Raw genomic sequence first — 17,347 nt, forward strand, 5'->3', positions numbered from 1 at the left:
GGTCATTGTTTTAACTCCAGAAATTGTTGATAATCCCGGATGTAATCCGCTTCGTCATAGACGTGAGAAGCCAGAACCAGACAGACTGAGCCGGAAGAGAAATCATCCAGAGTACGCCAGATACCGGGAACAATGAGCAGAGCCTGATAGGGGCGGTTGAGCAGGAAGGTGCGCTTCACCTTGCCGTCGTCAAGAGTGACGGTAAAGCTACCGCTGGCTGCTACCAGCAACTGGTGCAGGTTGTGGTGAGCGTGGCCGCCGCGGCTTTCCCCCCCCGGAATATCGTAAAGATAATACGCGCGCCGTATGGAAAAGGGTACGGTTTTATTATTCTCCACCACGGTGATGTTGCCACGTTCATGGTGGTGTTTGTCCAGCTCAATGATGGTGCAATCGTAAACGCTGCTGGTTCTCATGCCATCTCCTTTCTAAATTGCTCGTAGTCGCGGATGTAATCCTCTTGCTCATAAGGGCATGAGGCCAGAACCAGCGCCAGCGAATTGGTAGAGAAGTTTTTAACTTCCCGCCAATATCCACAAGGGACATACAAACCGTAATAGGAACGGTTGAGCGAATAGATTTTACGCTCGTGACCGTGATCCAGCATCACATCGAAGCTGCCGGAGAGAGCAACGATAAATTCTTCATTTTTACGGAAAGCGTGGCCCCCGCGCGATTCTCCTCCCGGTACGTCGTAAATCCAGTAGCAGCGGGCAATATCGAACGGTATATGCCGTTGTTCCTCAATAAAGGACAAATTGCCTCTTCTGTCCAGAAATTTGGGAAGCTCAATGATTCTCGGTTCTGTTTTCCGTGGTTGCATGCTTATCTTCCCTGGTACATTTCCTCGTAATATTTCTCGTATTCGCCGGACGTAATGTTGTCCATCCAGTCCTGGTGGTCGAGGTACCAGCGGACGGTTTTTTCAATCCCTTCCTCAAATTGGAGGGAGGGTTCCCAGCCGAGTTCGGACTGAAGCTTGCGGCTGTCGATGGCGTAGCGGAGATCGTGCCCGGCGCGGTCGGTCACGTAGGTGATGAGGGGCAGGGAATGCCCGGCAGGATTGCCGAGGAGTCTGTCTACCGTGGCGATGATGACCTTGATGATGTCAATGTTCTTCCATTCATTGAAGCCGCCGATGTTGTAGGTTTCCGCAATTTTGCCTTCGTGGAAAATGAGGTCGATGGCGCGGGCGTGATCCTCCACATAGAGCCAGTCGCGCACGTTTTCCCCCCTGCCATAGACGGGGAGGGGTTTGCCCTGGCGGATGTTGTTGATGAAAAGCGGAATGAGTTTTTCCGGGAATTGGTAAGGGCCGTAGTTGTTTGAGCAGTTGGTGACGACGGTCGGCATGCCGTAGGTGTCATGGTAGGCGCGTACGAAGTGGTCACTGCCGGCCTTTGAGGCGCTGTAAGGGCTGTGCGGATTGTATTTGGTGGTTTCCAGGAAGAAGTCTTTTCCGTAGGCGTGGTGATGTTCCGCGGAGGAGGCTGTGGTGGTGAACGGGGATTTGATGCCTTCCGGATGGGTGAGTTCCAGAGCGCCGTACACTTCATCCGTGGAAATGTGGTAGAAGCGTTTGCCCTCATATTTTTCCGGCAGGGCTTCCCAGTAGAGTTTGGCGGCTTGAAGCAGGCTCAGTGTGCCCATGACGTTGGTGCGGGCAAAGGTGAAGGGATCGCGGATGGAGCGGTCCACATGGCTTTCCGCGGCGAGGTGAATGATGCCATCCACCTTGTATTCCGCCATGAGGGCGCTCATACGGTCGTAGTCGCAGATATCGGCGCGCATGAAGACGTGGTTGGGGGCGTCTTCCAGATCCTTGAGGTTGGCAAGGTTGCCGGCGTAAGTGAGTTTATCCACATTGATGATGCGGTACTCCGGGTATTTTTTCACGAAAAGGCGGACAACGTGACTGCCAATGAATCCGGCTCCGCCGGTGACGATGATGTTGCGTTTGAAATCAGACATGGGTTTAATGGTTTTATAGTAAGCTGATAAGGATGTGTGGATATTTACTTGTTCATATTGGCAAGGCATTCACGCAGGGCCTCCGTCCAGTAGGGAATGCGCAGCCCGAAAGCGGCTTTGAACTTGCTTTTATCCAGCACGGAGTAGGACGGGCGGGTTACTTTTGAGGGGAATTCACTGCTGTGGCAGGGCTGAATATCGCAGGCGGCGTGACCGGCGTATTCCGCGATCATTTTAGCGAAGTCATACCAGGAACAGACTCCTTCATTGGAGTAGTGGTAGATGCCTTCATGTCCATGGAACAGGCGGTTTTCCACCAGGTGGAAGATGGCGCGGGCTAGGTCCAGCGCATAGGTGGGCGTGCCGCACTGGTCAAAGACAACCTTAAGCTGAGGTTTATCTGAGGTCAGCGCGAGCATGGTTTTTAAGAAGTTTTTGCCAAACTCCGAGTAAAGCCAGGCCGTGCGGAGGATGATGGTCTGGCAGCCGCTTTCCAGAATGGCTTGTTCTCCGTGAAGTTTGGTTTCTCCATAAACGCCGGTGGGCTTGGCAGGGAGGTTCTCCGTACAGGGAGTGTTGTTGGGGGCTCCGCCGAAGACGTAGTCCGTGGAGATGTGGATGAGAAGGCCGCCTGCGTCAGCCATGGCATCTGCAAGGTGGCGGACGGCGGCAGCGTTGAGCAGCTCTGCCAGTTCGCGTTCATCTTCCGCCTTATCCACATTGGTGTAAGCGGCGCAGTTGATGATGGCCTGCACGTTCTGTTCCTGCACGAGAGAGCGGACGGCATCGGAATTGGTGATGTCCAGTTCTGCAACGTCAGTGAAGATGTAGTGGTCTGCACTGTTCCGGGAGACGAGGCGCATTTCATTGCCAAGCTGGCCGTTGGCGCCGGTGACGAGGATATTCATGGTAGGATGGATGAGGTTTAGCCCAGTTCCGGGTAGAGGTTGGAATGGATGTCAAAGGGGGTATCCGTCTCCGCCAAAAGGGGGTGGCAGCGGTCTTTTTCTGAAAGCTGGATGCTGGCGGCTGGCAGTTTCCAGTCGATTCCCAGAGCGGGATCATTCCAGGCAATGGCTCCTTCACTTTGGGGGGAGTAGAAGTTATCGCATTTATACTGGAAAATGACTTCATCAGAGAGGACGGCAAAGCCATGGGCAAAACCGCGTGGAATGAACATTTGACGGTGGTTCTCTTCCGTCAGTTCCACGGCAACGTGTTGCCCGAAAGTAGGAGAACCCTTACGGATGTCTACCGCCACATCAAGGACTGAACCCTTGATAACACGTACCAGCTTGCTTTGCGCGAAGGGTGGTTTCTGAAAGTGCAGGCCGCGCAGCACGCCGTAAGAGGATTTGCTTTCATTGTCCTGCACGAAGCGGATGGGATGCACTTTTTCTTCAAACTCCCTCTGAGAGAAAGATTCAAAAAAGTATCCGCGGGCATCTGCAAAGATGCGTGGTTCAATGATGACGACGTGGTTGAAAGCTGTGGTGATGATATCCATGGGTTAGTGAAGTTAATGAGCTTTTTCATCAGCCAGGTTCATCAGGTACTGGCCGTATGCGTTCTTAAGCATGGGCTGGGCAAGTTGTCTGAGGCGTTCAGAATCAATCCAGCCGTTTTCATAGGCAATGCCTTCAAGACAGGAGATTTTAAGCCCCTGGCGTTTTTCGATCACCTCAACGAAGGTGGAGGCCTCGCTAAGGGAATCATGCGTACCCGTATCCAGCCAGGCAAAGCCACGGGAAAGAGGTTGTACGCACAGAGCTCCTTCCTGCAGGAACTGCTGGTTTACCGTGGTGATTTCCAGTTCTCCGCGAGCAGAGGGTTTTACGTTGGCGGCAACGTCCACCACTCGGTTAGGGTAGAAGTAAAGGCCAACGACTGCATAGTTGGAACGGGGATGTTCGGGCTTTTCTTCAATGGAGAGGCAATTGCCCTGAGAATCGAATTCCGCCACGCCGTAACGTTCCGGATCTGCAACCCAATAGCCAAAGACTGTTGCTTTTGAATCTTGTTCCGCGGTGCGCACCGCATCTCGGAGCATGTAGGTGAAGCCGTTGCCGTAGAAGATGTTATCACCCAGTACGAGGCAGGCTGAGTCGCCTCCAATGAAGTCGCGGCCGATGATGAAGGCCTGAGCCAGACCGTCCGGAGATGGCTGTTCTTCATAGCTGAAAGATACGCCGAAATCCGAACCATCGCCCAAAAGACGACGGAAACCGGGCAGATCCTGAGGAGTAGAGATGATCAGGATTTCTCTAATTCCGGCCAGCATCAGTGCGGAAATGGGATAATAGATCATCGGTTTGTCAAAGACAGGCAACAGCTGTTTGCTCACTCCTTTGGTGATGGGATAAAGACGCGTGCCGGCTCCACCGGCGAGAACGATTCCTTTCATGATTGTGTTTTTGAACTGGTTATTGAAAGTTGATATTTTTTGTTAAAAACCGTGATAGGGATTAACTTTATGAGAATCCAGATTGTTGCCGCGGATGCCTCTGGTTTGCGGGTCTTTTGGGGGGAGGGCCTGGGGATGCTGATCAATCCCTTCCCGTTTAATCACTTTATAAAAGGTGTAGCATAATATTTTAATGTCTTCTTTTAAGGAGAGGCGGCGTTTGTAGTGCAGGTCGTAGCATACCCGCTGCCGGAAGGTGAGGTTGTTGCGACCGTGGACCTGGGCTAGCCCCGTGATGCCCGGGCGCAGGGACATTCTTTTTCTCCGGGTGGAGGGGGTAAAGATGACCATTTGCTCCGGAATCCAGGGGCGTGGGCCAATGAAACTCATATCGCCCAGCAGGACGTTGATGAGTTCAGGCAGTTCGTCCAGGGAGGTACGACGCAGCAGGGAACCAAGGAAGGTGGAGCGTTGTTCGTCCGGCAGCAGGCGTCCTTCTGCGTCCCTGATATCTTTCATGGTTTTGAATTTGATGATGTAAAAGGGCTTGAGGTGACGGCCGATGCGTTTTTGAAGAAAAAAGGGAGACGTCCATTGAATGACGATCAGCAGGAAGGCCGGGATGGCCAATACAGGGAGCAGACAGATCAAGCTGAACAGCGCGACTGTAAAATCCAGGGCGCGTTTGCCGTATCGGCTGTAAAAGCTGTTGTATTGGGGACTGCGGAGAGAGGCGTTAGTGACAAAGTTAGGCATCGAGAGAGGTTGTGAATAGGAGAAGGTTAGGTTTTAAGAGGCATGTTGCCGGCCATGGCTGGGGTATGGCTGTCTGTACCCCACCAGGCATAGAGATTCCGGTCCCGGAGTTTTTTTGCCAGGACGGCGGCCTGTTTTCCGTAAATGCGGCCCAGCGAACCGACGTTTCCCTGGTATTTGATTCCTTCCTCTTCAGCCATCTGGAATAGTTCCTCCTCTTGCAGAACACGCCCGTAGCGTTCGGGGTGGGCCAGAACGGGGGTGTAACCCCTGTCCCTGACCGCGCTGATTTTGTCTTTCCAGGCGGTGGGGAGGTAGTACTGGGGCAGTTCTATGAGCAGGTGTTCCCCATCATAGGTCAAGGGCGTATATTTGTTCAGTTGCTCTTCAAAATGATCGTCCAGCATGTATTCCGCTGCAAGTTTGAGCTGGAATCCTTCTTCCCTGGTGTCCTTCAGCAGCCGGCCAAAGCGGCGGAGCAGCCGGTCCGGCGTGTTTTCCGGATAGCGTGCTTTGATATGAGGGGTGCAGTAGGCGCCCCGGAGTCCCATGGCCTTGAGCTGGCGGATGATGCCCAGGCTTTTCTGCAGGGAGGAGGCTCCGTCGTCCACTCCCCAGAGGATATGGGTATGCCTATCCATGCCGTCCGGAAAAAGATCGGCGGTGACGTAGCGGCGTGTGAACAGGCTGCCTAACATGAGAGAGGATGATCTGAATAGTTCCCGGCTAGTGTATTTCCTTCTTATCCTGTGCCTTCAGGGATTCCTGGATTTCCTTGGATCCATAACCGTAGTGGTATCCGTAGCCGTAGCCGTAATGGCTGTAGCTGGCGGATTTGAAGTCAACATCATTGATGATGTAGGCGAGGTTGGGGAGTTTGCCGGAGTCCGCCAGGTGCTGGACCTGTGTAAAGTAGCGTTTGTCGATTTTTCCGCTCCGGACCGTGTAAAGGGTAATGTCGCTTTCGGAGGCCAGAATGTCTGTGTCCGCCAGAATGCCGTAAGGCGGCGCATCAATAATGACGGCGTCATATTGCTGCTTCTGGATTTCCAGCAGTTGAGCCAGTTTGGCGGTACTGAGCAGGGTGACAGGGTTGGGTGCGACAGAGCCGGAGTAAAGCACGTCAATGTTCCGGAAAGGATGTTCCAGGGGGTGAATGATACTGGAGGGATCATCCACCTGGTTGAGCAGGAGATTGGTGATGCCCTTGCGGCCACGGCCCCCCAGCAGGCGTGTCAGGGAGAATTTGCGGAGATCTCCATCAATCAGGAGGGTGCGCTTGCCCGCCTTGGCGAAGGCGGCCGCCAGATTGGCGGAAACGAAAGTTTTTCCTTCTCCCGTCATAGTGGAGGTGACCAAGATGACATGGCCGCCTCGCGCTGGTTTGGGCAGCATGGAGTCAACATTGTTACGCAGGATGTGGAGGCATTCCGCCATGATGGAGTGGTCATCCAGGACGAATGGAATGGCTTGTTTGCGTTCTTTTTTGCTCAGGCCAGGCAGTTCACCAATGACGGGCTGGTGGCTTTTTCCCGCCAGGTCATGCTTGTTCATGAGCTTGTTGTTCATCATTCTCACTCCTATGAAGGCAAAGATGCAGATTACCGCTCCGCCGAGGGTGCCGGCTGCTAGGTACTGGGTGGTTTGGGGGGAAATAGGCGCATCCGGGCCGTGTGCCGTTTCCAGTACCTTCGCACTGGGTTTGGCGATTGCCAGAGCCAGATCGTTTTCCTGTTCCTTGCTTAGCAGGGTCAGGTAAAGTTCTTCCATTACTTTGTGTTCACGGATCAGCGGGGTGATTTCCTGTTCCTTGGTGGCGGTGTTTTCCAGGCGTGCCGCCAGGGAATTCCGCTTGTTGGTAAGTTCCTTGAGTTTTAAATCCAGATTGGCCCGGTAATTGGCTAGGGATTTATATGCCGCCGTGCGGATGGAGTTCATTTTGTCACGCAACCCTATGGTGATAGGGTTTTGGGAACCGGCGCTTCCCGCAATTTTCCGGTATTCCAGATAGGCTTCATTGTAAATTTCAAGCTGCTTTGAAATTCCGGGATCGGTCAGACCGGTGTCAACGGAGAGCAGGCCTTCCTTTCGGCCTGCCTCTTCCAGCGTTCCGGCGAGGCTCGCCGCCAGCTTGATCTGGGTTTCAAGGTCAAAGATTTCCTTTTCCAGAGCCTGGGCCGTACTGAAATCCGCACTCATCGTAGTGTCCGTATCCTTGAAGATGTCACTCTTCATTTTGAAGTCGGTAATTTTCTGATCCACCTTGCTGAGTTCGGTTCCCAGTTTTTTCAGGCGTCTCTGAATGAATTCCTTCGTCTTGAGTGCCGCTTCGCTTTTTTCGTCCTTGGATATTTGGTTATAGACCCGGATGAGGTGGTTGAGCACGTCAGCGGCTTTTTGAGGATTGCTGGAGGTCAGGCTCATTTCCAGAAGGCTGGAGTCCTTGACGTCCGGGCGGGTAACAGTCAGGTTGGCGAGTTGGCCGGAGGCGGTTCTCAGGATGGAATCCCGGCGCACGATGACGGTTTTTCCATTCCAATCATCAGTCATCTGGGCAGTAGGATGGATGGAGACGACGGCGAAGGGCAGTGTAACAGATTCACCGTAGATTCCCTCCTGCATGGAGAAGTCTCCCGTGCTGGAGGGATAGGAGAGAATGAAGCGGCGTTCATCCAGGGGGGTGACGTGAAGAAGGCAGGAGCGGGATTCTTCAATCTGCTCAAAGACGGCTAGAAGGGGGCTGCTTTTGTAAAGGTCTATTTCCCGGAAGTCCTTTTTTTGCCAGTAGGAGACATTGGTATGCAGGTCTTCCACCACTTTGATCATCAGGGAGGTGGATTTGAGGATGAAGCTTTCGTTCGCCAGATTGGCCGCGCCCGAATCAATGCCCAGTTCTGTCATGATGCGCTCGGATGATGCACTCGGATCTGTTTTTGAATCACGCATCATGACGCTGGCCGTTTTTTGATAAACGTAGCCCTGTTTGCCGGCGAAGTAGTAGGCGAATGCCCCGCCTGCCAGAGCGGACAGGATAATGATGATCCAGTAACGGCGCAGGATGGCCAGGATCATTTCCAGAGAGAAGGATGTTTCTTCTGCTTCTTCCGTTGTCGTATGGGCGGGGGAGTTGTGGTCTGCCATGAGGGGATAAAAAAATTGGGAGAAGGTGGATCCGGGGCATGGTGGAATCAATCCATGCCCCGGATGAAAGAGGGAATTACAGGCAGAGAGCGATGATGGCCATGGTCACGCCAAGGCCGGAAAGCCCCCACCCGTACCATTGGACGGCGTCACTGCGCGTATTCACCTTCCGGTCTGACGGAGTGACGTAAATGGTATCATTCTGCTGAATATAATAGTAGGGGGAGTAGAACAGGTCCTTGCTGCGCAGGTCAATGTTCGCGATCTGGCGGGTTCCGTTGGTTTCCCGGATCAAAGTGACGTCCCGGTTGCCGTCAATGTTCAGGTCTCCGGCACGGCTGATGGCTTCCAGAATTGTCAGGCGCTGTCCTTCAATTTTGTAGGTGCCGGGAGAGTTGACTTCCCCCAGTACGGAAAATTTAAAATTCGTGATTTGCACGTTGACGGAGGCGTCTCTGATATAGTCCCTGTTCCTCAGAGTGGCGGCAATGTCATCTCCCAGCTGGGAGCAGGTTTTGCCGGCCGCCTTGATTTTCCCGATAACGGGCAGCACGATGCAGCCGTTGGCGTCCACCAGGTATCCTTTTGACGTGGTGGTGTTATTGGTGGTGGATCCTATTTCGGACACGGCGAAGGGCGCTGTCAGTTCAGGCTGCTTGCTGCTGACCGTGATGGAGAGCTGGTCATCCTTCTGGATGAGGGGCTGGTAATTTCCCTTGATCTTTTCTTTAGTCTGTCCGGAGACGTCCTGGATATAAAGGACTTCCTTGGGATTAACGCAAGAAGGCAGGAGAGAGGATGCGGCCAGGACTGCGGAGCAGAGGGCCGCTTTGCTGATGAGGTGGTGTATGTTCATTGGTTGGAGAGAGGTTGGAGAGAGGTTGGATAGATGGAGTTGAAATGAGTTATTGGAAGGAAGATGAAGAGGGCTGGGAAAGGTCGTTATGAATCAGGGTCTGCCCCAGTTTGTTCTGGAAAGCTTCGTTGCATTGCTGGATTCCTTCACGGATCAATACCTTCCGTGCCGTTCGGAAAAGGAGGGAAATATCCAGCCCCAGGCTGCTGTTGTGGACGTAGATCAGGTCGTAGCAGAGGCGGCGGCAGAAGGGAATGCCGTTGCGGCCGTGGATCTGGGCCATGCCGGTGATTCCGGGCCGTACGGAGCAGCGCTTCTGGCAGTAGCTGGGCGGGAGTGCGGCCATTTGGGAGGGAATCCAGGGGCGGGGGCCCACAAAAGCCATATCTCCTTTCAGGATGTTGATCAGCTGGGGGAGTTCGTCCAGAGAGGAGCTGCGGAGAAAGCGCCCCAGAGGAAAGAGCCTCTGTTCATCAGGCAGAAGCTGCCCGTTTTCGGCCTTACTGTCGTTCATCGTCTTGAATTTGATGATCTTGAACGGCTTTCCCTTGTACCCTATGCGCGTTTGAAGAAAAAACGGGGATTTTCCTGTAGAAAGTACAAGAAGTACCGACACGATCAGCAACAGAGGAATGAGAATAATGAGAGCAATTCCGGCAAGAAGGCTTCCAAGAAATGGTTTGCAGATATGTATATACATAAGCGCCGGAGGCAGGATTAGCGGATTGCAAATCCGATGTCAATAGTAATCATTAAAGAAAAATTACTTATTTATCATTCTTGTGTCTTAAAAAAACAAAAGAATTTTAATTCAAACTACCGTTTATATAGGATAATATTTTTATATTAAGTGTATTATTATAAAAATTATCCTATCCTATTATTTTGATAGGATTTGCAATCCGCTGGATTTTTGACTACTAATACCCAAGTATGGAATAACATATCTTTTTATAATAAAAATGCTGTTGAATTAATATGATCAATCAGATAGAAAGAGCGTGTTGGATATTGTCGCATTTGTGTTGGATTTAAAGGTGAATGGTGTTCTTGTACAGGTAATGGAAAGACTATACACGGAGCTGTTCAAAGGAATGAGGGAACGCTCTGTTTCCGGATTTTTCCCTTTTTGAAACCTGTCATTTCTGCCATGGCAGGCGGAGTCCGGCGCCTTTCAGATCCCTTCCTTTTGTTTAGCCTTGAGTTGGGCGCGCGGAGTTGTTAGGATAAAAGGCAGGTATGGCATTGGATGTGCAGGAGCATCATGCATTTGAGCGTGAAGAGGGGCGTCCCCCTGTTTGGTTGGGAATGGTGTGGGGAGTCGTGTCCCTGCTGGGCGGCGCGGCTCTGCTTGCGGCCATGCTGACTTTTGACGTGCAGGAAATAGGCTGGAGTTATTTAAATGACTCCGGGCAGGTGGTGCCGGGAACATCCAATGTGCTGGATGTGGTGGGGTTGTACGGTGCGGGCATTCTTTACTGGGTGCTGGGCGGCATGGCCTGGGTGCTTGTCATTCTGCTGGAATGGTGGGGCCTTTACCGTCTGCTGCACCATGGGAAGTTGCCCCGCGGTGTGGTGTACGGAGGCCTTTTTCTTCTGTTGTGCGGCTGCCTGTTCCTGACGGCTGGCCATGTGCCGGGGGATGAATGGGTAGCGCGCCATCAGATACAGGGATCCGGCGGCCTGACAGGCCATTTGCTGGGAACGCACCTGCTTCTTCCTTTAGCCGGCACGTCCGCCGTGCTGGTTCTTTCCGGGTTAGGTTATCTGCTGGCCCTGGTTTATGCCGCCGGCATGCAGCCTCGTACGCTGTTCCGCGCCATGCTGCGGGAATGGCGCGGATGGCGCATGCAAAGGAAGGAAAAAAAGATGGCTCGTCAGTCCGCCCAGCTTGCCAGGGAGGCGGCGCGCGTAAGGGCCAGCATGGAAGATGCGGCGCTGTCCGCCCCCAGGCCGGATAGAAAGAGCAGGGCTTCTTCCCGCCTGCAACGCACGGGAGATGATTTGGAAGGTTTATATCATGAGGTTGCCGCGGCTTCTCCGGCCAAGTCCGCAGACTCCGCTCCCCCCGCCCGCGCTCCGCGCACGCAGGGACGTCTTCCCCTGGTGCCCAGCCCCAGGATTACCGTGGCTAAACCGGCGGAAATCAAGCCCGCACCTGCGGAGCAGCCTTTTTCCAAATTGTCCACGCCGCCTACGGAGGAATTCCGGGATTACCAGCTTCCCCCGTTTGAACTGCTTCATTATGAGGAAAAGCTGGACGGCCCCACGGAAGAGGACAAGGACGAGATGCTGGAAATCCAGCAGAAGATCATTGAGACGCTGACGACGTTCCGCGTGGACGTGACGCCGGGAGACATTACCCGCGGCCCGACCATCACCCGTTATGAAGTTTATCCGGCGCGCGGCGTGCGCGTGAATACCTTTGACCAGTATGCGAAGGACATTGCGCTGGCCACGAAGGCGGAGAGCGTGAACATCGTGGCGCCCATCCCGGGCAAGGACACGGTAGGGATTGAAATCGTCAACCGTAAAAAGGTTGCCGTGCCGCTGCGTGAATTGTTGCAGGATCCCGGTTTTTGTTCCCCCAAGAAGAAAATACCCCTGGCCCTGGGGAAGGACGTGTATGGCCGCACCGTGATCGGGGACTTGGCGTCCATGCCTCACCTGCTGGTGGCCGGGGCTACCGGGTCCGGCAAATCCGTGTGCATCAACAGCATTATTTCCTCCATGCTCCTGAAATTCCGGCCGGATGAACTGAGGCTGATCCTGGTGGACCCGAAGGTGGTGGAAATGCAGCCTTATTCCAAACTGCCGCATCTGATCGTGCCGGTGGTGACGGATCCCAAGAAGGTGCCCAATGCGCTACGCTGGTGCGTGAATGAAATGGAACACCGCTACCATTGCTTTGCCAAGGTGGGCGTACGCAACTTTGAAGCCTTCAACAAGCGTCCGCCGGACGCGCCCGCGGAAGAGGTAGCGGAACCGGAAAACGGGGAGGGGGATGAAGACCTGGCGGAATCCATCGCCCGGGATTTGGAATCCCAGGGAGAATGGCCTGCGGAAGAGAATGATGAACTGGACCTGGACGATGACGGCGTCATCCCCGAACGCTTCCCCTATATTGTCATTGTCATTGACGAACTTGCGGATCTGATGCAGACGGTGGGCGCGGACATTGAAACGAATATCGGCCGCCTGACCCAGAAGGCGCGCGCCGCGGGCATCCACCTCATTGTGGCTACGCAGACGCCCAGAAGACAGGTGGTGACGGGAACGATCAAGGCGAACATTCCCACGCGAATTGCCTTCCAGGTAGCGAGCGGCACGGACAGCCGCGTGATTTTGGACAGGCAGGGTGCGGAAAAACTGGTGGGGAAGGGCGACCTGCTGTACCTGCCGCCGGGTTCCGCCCAGGTGGAACGGGCTCAGGGCGCTTTTATCTCCGATGACGAGGTGGAAGCCCTGGTGGCCCATTGCGCTTCCCAAGCCACGCAGCAATTCCATGAAGAGGTTCAGAAGTCCCTGGATGAACCCTCCCACGGCGGGGCGGACAGCCCGCTGGATGATGCGGAGGAGGAATGCTATGCCAAATGCCTGGAAGTGGCCGTCATTGAGCGCAAGGTGAGCACGTCCCTGTTGCAGAGGCGCCTGAGCATCGGGTACGGGCGTGCGGCCCGCATGATGGATTTGCTGGAATCCCGTGGAATCATTGCGCCTGCGGACAATACCAACCGTCCGCGCAAAGTGCTGGTGGAATGAAACGACAAGGAAAAAACTTCCCATGAAACGACTCCTTTCCCTGCCTGTTCTGACCGTATGTGCGTTGCTGGCCGCCTCCTGCTCTCAGCAGGTGAAGCCTGTCAAAAAGACCGTCAGGCCTCCTGTCTATGTGGGGAGGGTGGAACAGGTGTACCCCAGTCACCATTACGTGCTGATTGCCCTGGCCGGAAACGTTTATGAGCCGGGCACCGTACTGATTTCCCAGTCCCCGGGCAGGGAGGAGAACCGCCGGGTTGCCAACCTGATCGTGACGGAGGAACGGATGGGCCGGGCTCGTATTCCGGCGGATATACGCAGCGGCGCCGTGGAGGCGGGGGACCTGGTGTTCCTGTACCGGAACCTGGCCGCTCCGGAAAGTTCCGTGAAAAAGGATGACCAGGATCCGGACAATCCGGAGCCGAAGACGGATGAAGACAACAAGGAGATCACCCCTCCGATTTCCCCTGACAGCGGCAAAACGCCGGACGGCCTGCTTCCGATGCCCGGGGAATCTCCCGCGCCTGACCCCGCTGACCAGGAGAGGATTTCCAGGGAGCGGGAGAAAATTCTCCGGGAACTGGAAAGCGTTCCGGACAAGATGGATGACCCGTGGCGTGAGGTTTTTTCCGGAAAACCGGAAGGAAAATGATTTTTTAGATTCATTCAATAAAAGCTTGTTTTTCGGCAGACTCTTATTACGATAATTCCGCTTACACAACCACATGACTCATTTATGAAATCCATTAAAGGAACAGAAACAGAAAAGAACCTCCTCAAGGCCTTTGCCGGGGAGTCCGAAGCACGCAACCGTTACACCTACTTTGCCGGTGTGGCCAAGAAAGCCGGTTACGAGCAGATTGCAGCCATCTTCCTGGAAACGGCCGATAATGAAAAGGAACATGCCAAGGTGTTCTTCAAGCTGTTGAAAGACGCCTGCATTGAAGTGACGCACACCGTCTGCACGGCTCCTCTGGAATCCACGGAGGAATGCCTGCTGGCCGCCGCTGCCGGCGAGCATGATGAATGGTCCGACATGTACCCCACGTTTGCCGAGGTGGCGGACAAGGAAGGCTTCCCCGCCATTGCAGAAACCTTCCGCAGGATCGCCACCGTGGAACAGCACCATGAAGCCCGCTACCTCAAGTTGGCTGAAAACGTGCGCGAAGGCAAGGTTTTTGCCAAGGAAAAGGAAATCCAGTGGAAGTGCCGCAATTGCGGTTACGTGCATACCGGCCCCACTGCGCCCAAGGTGTGTCCGGCCTGCGCGCATCCCCAGGCATACTTTGAAGAACTGGCGGACAATTTTTAATCATCTTTTCGCCAGAAACATGACTGGGGCCGGTTTCACGAACTGATCGTGTGATCGGCCCCTCCTTTTTTTGCATACGGACGCTTTACATTGATGGACAGGGAACACACGGCTGCGGGGTGGATGAAATACGGGGGGCGCCTCTGGAAGTTTTCCGGAAGCTACGGTTTGGGCATTGCCCTGATGCTGGTCCTGCTGGTGTTGACATTTGCCGGTACGCTGCATCAGGTGCGGCTGTCTTCCGTCATGGGATCGGAGGCTGCCATAGAATCCTTCTTTGGCGCGCCGTACGTGCTGATTCCGCTGGGCGGGGAGAATTCCCTGATTTCCCTGCCGCTGCCCGGCATGGGCATTACATGCGCCCTTCTCTTTGCCAATCTGCTCATAGGCGGCATGTTCCGCGTCAGGTGGACTTGGAGGCACGCGGGCGTGCTGGTGGCCCACGGCGGCATTCTTCTGTTGCTGGCCGGCATCATGCTGGGCAATAAAATGACGGTGGCCGTGGACCAGGTGGAACTGCCCCAGGGCGACCGGGTGCATGAGCAGTCCCTGCCGTTTGATATACGCCTGAACCGTTTTGTGCCGGAATTCTATCCCGGGACGTCCAAGCCCAAATCCTATGAATCCCAGGTAACCATTTTCCCGGAATCCGGCGGCCATTATGACGCCGTCATCCGCATGAACGAACCCCTGCGCATCTCCGGCTGGACGCTGTACCAGATGAGCTGGGGGCAGGACTCCCTGCATCCGGGCAGGCTGATTTCCATCCTCCGCGCTTCCCACAATCCTTTGGAGCAAATGCCCAAATGGTCTTCCTACATCATTGCGGCGGGGCTGCTGTGGCACTTTGCCTTCGTCTTTGGAAGATACCTGCGCCGCAAGCCCGGCCAGATTCCCGCCGGAACGGAAGGGGAGAAGGAACAACAGCAGGAGCCGTCCCTTCCGGGAGGGAAACGCCGCCTGCGCCTGATAGGCATTTGCCTGCTGGTGGCGGGGATCTTCGGCATCGGCATGCTGGCGGCCCGTCCTGCCAGCCACCTGGTCCGGATGGAGCATTACGCGCCCTGGTCCTCCTCCCTGGTGGAACGCACTGGCGCCATGGCCGTTCAGGACGGCGGCCGCTTGAAACCCGTTTCCACGTACGCGGGCTTCCATCTGCTCCGTACTCTGGGCAAGAGAAGCTTTTCCATAGAGACGCCGGAAGGGAAAAGAAAGCTTTCCCCAGTGGAATGGATGCTGGACTGCATGTTCCGTCCGGAATTGGCGGAGCAGTACCCGGTCTTCCTGGTCAACCGGGAGGAGGTGGTCAGACGCTTGCATTTGCCGGACCAGGCAGACAAGCGGAAAAAATACTCCTATGCGCAGATAGCGGAACACTGGCAGGAAATGACCCGCGCCGTCCGGGAAATCCGGATGCTGGGGGAGACGAATCTGACGGAGGCGCAGAAGGAAATCCTGGCCCTTTCCCGCAACTTTGACGTGGTGCGCGGCTGGATGCTTGGTTCCCGGATCATGCTGGAAGACCCTTCCGCCATGGAACAGATGGAATTCCCCCGTTGGTTCCCTTCTGGGAATAACGGCGGAGAACATCTGTGGACGGCCTCCCCGGACAAATCGACCGGAGCCTTTCTGGCAATGGCCTCCCTGCTGGAGCGCAAGTCTCTTGGAATGGAAGACGGCAAAGCGGCCGAACTGCGGACGAAAGCGGAAGGACTGCTGCTGGAAAAACTGGCGGAACCCAATGAAGCAGCCTCCGCCGGGGAACGGGCCCGCCTGGAAAGGGAAATCTTTTACTACCGGCTGGACCCGCTTTATGTCTCCCTGGCCGTTTTTGTGGCGGCATTCGTCTGCCTGCTGGTCTGCGCCCTTTTCCGGCCTTCAGTCCATGCGCCTTTCTGGCACCGTTTCCTGCGTCCCGGCGGGTTTAGTCCCGCGTGGCTGCTGGGCGCGGCGGGGACCGGCGTGCTGGTGGCGGCCCTGGCCATCCGCGTACTGATTACCATGAGATCTCCGGTGGGGAACACTTATGAAACCATCGCCTTCATTGCGTGCATGGGCGTGCTCTGCTCCCTGGTGGCGGAACTGTTCAGCAAAAAGGGCATCGTACTCGCAGCTGGGCTTCTGCTGGGGGCTCTTTCCTGCCAGATGGGCATTCTGTATGAATCTTCCCAGGCCGTGGACCACATGGACCCCCTTGTAGCCATTCTGCGCTCCAATTTCCTGCTCTCCACGCATGTGATCACCATTGTGCTGGGGTACGCGGCCGGGTTGCTGGCGGCGGTGCTCTCCCATGTGTACCTGCTGGCTTCCCCTCTGCGCCTGATTGGCAGGAAAACGGAACAATCCCTGGATCGCATGGCTTACGGCATCCTGTGCTTCTCCCTGGTATTCACGCTGGTGGGAACGGTCTTCGGCGGCATCTGGGGCAATGAATCCTGGGGGCGCTTCTGGGGCTGGGACCCCAAGGAAAACGGAGCGCTGATGATTGTGCTGTGGCAGCTGGTGGTGCTGCATGCGCGGAAGGCCGGGTGGCTGTCCCCCTGGCTGCTCCACTTCAGCAACGTGGTGGGCGGCGTCATCATCGCCTTTGCCTGGTGGGGCGTCAACATGCTGGGCGTGGGGCTGCATTCCTACGGCTTCACTTCCGGCCGGGATGCCCTGGACATCTTCTACTGGTCTGAAGCCGTCCTGTGCGTTCTCTTCGTCATCCTGCATTACCGCGCGCTCCGGCGCGTGGACATCCGGTAGGGGGGGGATTTGGAAATGCTTCAACAATTGGTGCTCGGCATCTGGTGGAATCATGCTCATGCTTTTTCCCATTCCCGGACCTTAGGCGGGTAGTTCCGCATGCCGTCAGGGAAGGGGATGGAAACGCATTTTTCTCATTTTCTCCTTGCCGGTCCGGATTCTCCGGTATATATTCCCGCCACCTCATGCACGGATAGCTCAGTGGTAGAGCGGCTGTCTTACACACAGTTGGTCGGGGGTTCGAATCCCTCTCCGTGTACCAAAGACTTTCTTTTTTCAACTAATTGAGCAATAAGCCCGCACTATGAGGTACGGGCTTTTTTGTTCTTTTTAAGCGGGTTATTTAAAGGCTCTTCATCAAAATCGGTGGATGAGCCGTCAACAGAGCCGCAAGCCAAAG

At 55.0% G+C, this 17,347-nt stretch carries 15 protein-coding genes and 1 tRNA gene; 5 read left to right on the forward strand and 11 right to left on the reverse strand.

Features of this window, described 5'->3' with window-relative positions; translation table 11 throughout:
* Positions 1–2: 2 nt before the first annotated feature.
* The 11 genes from LIO64_RS11955 to LIO64_RS12005 all read right to left on the reverse strand — a co-directional run bounded on the left by LIO64_RS11955 (position 3) and on the right by LIO64_RS12005 (position 9,828).
* Complete coding sequence (locus LIO64_RS11955; protein ID WP_290549679.1) at positions 3–416, reverse strand: FdtA/QdtA family cupin domain-containing protein; 414 nt, start codon at positions 414–416, stop codon at positions 3–5.
* The gene (locus LIO64_RS11960; RefSeq protein ID WP_290549680.1) at positions 413–823 is read right to left on the reverse strand and encodes an FdtA/QdtA family cupin domain-containing protein; all 411 of its coding nucleotides are present in this window, start codon (positions 821–823) and stop codon (positions 413–415) included. The genes LIO64_RS11955 and LIO64_RS11960 overlap by 4 nt, the downstream gene beginning before the upstream one ends.
* A 2-nt stretch (positions 824–825) precedes the next feature.
* On the reverse strand, positions 826–1,971 hold the full coding sequence (locus LIO64_RS11965) for a dTDP-glucose 4,6-dehydratase (protein WP_290549681.1): 1,146 nt from the start codon (positions 1,969–1,971) through the stop codon (positions 826–828).
* A gap of 44 nt (positions 1,972–2,015) precedes the next feature.
* Positions 2,016–2,879: a dTDP-4-dehydrorhamnose reductase gene (rfbD, locus tag LIO64_RS11970; RefSeq protein WP_290549682.1), complete on the reverse strand. Its 864-nt coding sequence runs from the start codon at positions 2,877–2,879 to the stop codon at positions 2,016–2,018.
* Positions 2,880–2,896: 17 nt separating this feature from the next.
* A complete protein-coding gene (rfbC, locus tag LIO64_RS11975; protein WP_290549683.1) occupies positions 2,897–3,478 on the reverse strand; it encodes a dTDP-4-dehydrorhamnose 3,5-epimerase in 582 nt (193 codons plus the stop codon).
* 12 nt (positions 3,479–3,490) lie between these two features.
* Positions 3,491–4,375, reverse strand: a complete 885-nt coding sequence (rfbA, locus tag LIO64_RS11980; RefSeq protein ID WP_290549684.1) for a glucose-1-phosphate thymidylyltransferase RfbA — start codon at positions 4,373–4,375, stop codon at positions 3,491–3,493.
* A 42-nt stretch (positions 4,376–4,417) separates the two neighbouring features.
* Positions 4,418–5,131, reverse strand: a complete 714-nt coding sequence (locus LIO64_RS11985; RefSeq protein WP_290549685.1) for a sugar transferase — start codon at positions 5,129–5,131, stop codon at positions 4,418–4,420.
* A gap of 26 nt (positions 5,132–5,157) precedes the next feature.
* On the reverse strand, positions 5,158–5,829 hold the full coding sequence (locus LIO64_RS11990; RefSeq protein ID WP_290549686.1) for a CpsB/CapC family capsule biosynthesis tyrosine phosphatase: 672 nt from the start codon (positions 5,827–5,829) through the stop codon (positions 5,158–5,160).
* Positions 5,830–5,857: 28 nt separating this feature from the next.
* The gene (locus LIO64_RS11995) at positions 5,858–8,272 is read right to left on the reverse strand and encodes a tyrosine-protein kinase family protein (protein ID WP_290549687.1); all 2,415 of its coding nucleotides are present in this window, start codon (positions 8,270–8,272) and stop codon (positions 5,858–5,860) included.
* A 76-nt stretch (positions 8,273–8,348) separates the two neighbouring features.
* Entirely contained in the window at positions 8,349–9,128 is a 780-nt protein-coding gene (locus LIO64_RS12000; protein ID WP_290549688.1) for a polysaccharide biosynthesis/export family protein, read from the reverse strand.
* Positions 9,129–9,177: 49 nt separating this feature from the next.
* Positions 9,178–9,828, reverse strand: a complete 651-nt coding sequence (locus LIO64_RS12005; protein ID WP_290549689.1) for a sugar transferase — start codon at positions 9,826–9,828, stop codon at positions 9,178–9,180.
* 539 nt (positions 9,829–10,367) lie between these two features.
* On the opposite strand from LIO64_RS12005, the gene LIO64_RS12010 reads away from it, so the two are divergent.
* The 5 genes from LIO64_RS12010 to LIO64_RS12030 all read left to right on the forward strand — a co-directional run bounded on the left by LIO64_RS12010 (position 10,368) and on the right by LIO64_RS12030 (position 17,209).
* The gene (locus LIO64_RS12010; RefSeq protein WP_290549690.1) at positions 10,368–12,890 is read left to right on the forward strand and encodes a DNA translocase FtsK; all 2,523 of its coding nucleotides are present in this window, start codon (positions 10,368–10,370) and stop codon (positions 12,888–12,890) included.
* Between the two features lie 22 nt (positions 12,891–12,912).
* The gene (locus LIO64_RS12015; RefSeq protein ID WP_290549691.1) at positions 12,913–13,539 is read left to right on the forward strand and encodes a hypothetical protein; all 627 of its coding nucleotides are present in this window, start codon (positions 12,913–12,915) and stop codon (positions 13,537–13,539) included.
* Between the two features lie 84 nt (positions 13,540–13,623).
* Positions 13,624–14,199, forward strand: a complete 576-nt coding sequence (gene rbr / locus LIO64_RS12020; RefSeq protein WP_290549692.1) for a rubrerythrin — start codon at positions 13,624–13,626, stop codon at positions 14,197–14,199.
* Between the two features lie 93 nt (positions 14,200–14,292).
* Entirely contained in the window at positions 14,293–16,947 is a 2,655-nt protein-coding gene (gene ccsA, locus LIO64_RS12025) for a cytochrome c biogenesis protein CcsA (protein WP_290549693.1), read from the forward strand.
* Positions 16,948–17,134: 187 nt separating this feature from the next.
* Positions 17,135–17,209 (forward strand) — tRNA-Val (locus tag LIO64_RS12030).
* Positions 17,210–17,347 lie beyond the last annotated feature (138 nt).

This window comes from Akkermansia sp. (genome assembly GCF_020860705.1).
GTDB lineage: Bacteria > Verrucomicrobiota > Verrucomicrobiia > Verrucomicrobiales > Akkermansiaceae > Akkermansia.

Coding starts and splice junctions, on each gene's coding strand:
- LIO64_RS11985 (WP_290549685.1), bottom strand. CDS start 5,131: ATGCCTAACTTTGTCACTAACGCCTCTCTCCGCAGTCCCCAATACAAC.
- LIO64_RS12005 (WP_290549689.1), bottom strand. CDS start 9,828: ATGTATATACATATCTGCAAACCATTTCTTGGAAGCCTTCTTGCCGGA.
- LIO64_RS11995 (WP_290549687.1), bottom strand. CDS start 8,272: ATGGCAGACCACAACTCCCCCGCCCATACGACAACGGAAGAAGCAGAA.
- LIO64_RS11960 (WP_290549680.1), bottom strand. CDS start 823: ATGCAACCACGGAAAACAGAACCGAGAATCATTGAGCTTCCCAAATTT.
- LIO64_RS11965 (WP_290549681.1), bottom strand. CDS start 1,971: ATGTCTGATTTCAAACGCAACATCATCGTCACCGGCGGAGCCGGATTC.
- ccsA (WP_290549693.1), top strand. CDS start 14,293: ATGGACAGGGAACACACGGCTGCGGGGTGGATGAAATACGGGGGGCGC.
- rfbC (WP_290549683.1), bottom strand. CDS start 3,478: ATGGATATCATCACCACAGCTTTCAACCACGTCGTCATCATTGAACCA.
- LIO64_RS12015 (WP_290549691.1), top strand. CDS start 12,913: ATGAAACGACTCCTTTCCCTGCCTGTTCTGACCGTATGTGCGTTGCTG.
- rfbA (WP_290549684.1), bottom strand. CDS start 4,375: ATGAAAGGAATCGTTCTCGCCGGTGGAGCCGGCACGCGTCTTTATCCC.
- rbr (WP_290549692.1), top strand. CDS start 13,624: ATGAAATCCATTAAAGGAACAGAAACAGAAAAGAACCTCCTCAAGGCC.
- LIO64_RS12000 (WP_290549688.1), bottom strand. CDS start 9,128: ATGAACATACACCACCTCATCAGCAAAGCGGCCCTCTGCTCCGCAGTC.
- LIO64_RS12010 (WP_290549690.1), top strand. CDS start 10,368: ATGGCATTGGATGTGCAGGAGCATCATGCATTTGAGCGTGAAGAGGGG.
- LIO64_RS11990 (WP_290549686.1), bottom strand. CDS start 5,829: ATGTTAGGCAGCCTGTTCACACGCCGCTACGTCACCGCCGATCTTTTT.
- rfbD (WP_290549682.1), bottom strand. CDS start 2,879: ATGAATATCCTCGTCACCGGCGCCAACGGCCAGCTTGGCAATGAAATG.
- LIO64_RS11955 (WP_290549679.1), bottom strand. CDS start 416: ATGAGAACCAGCAGCGTTTACGATTGCACCATCATTGAGCTGGACAAA.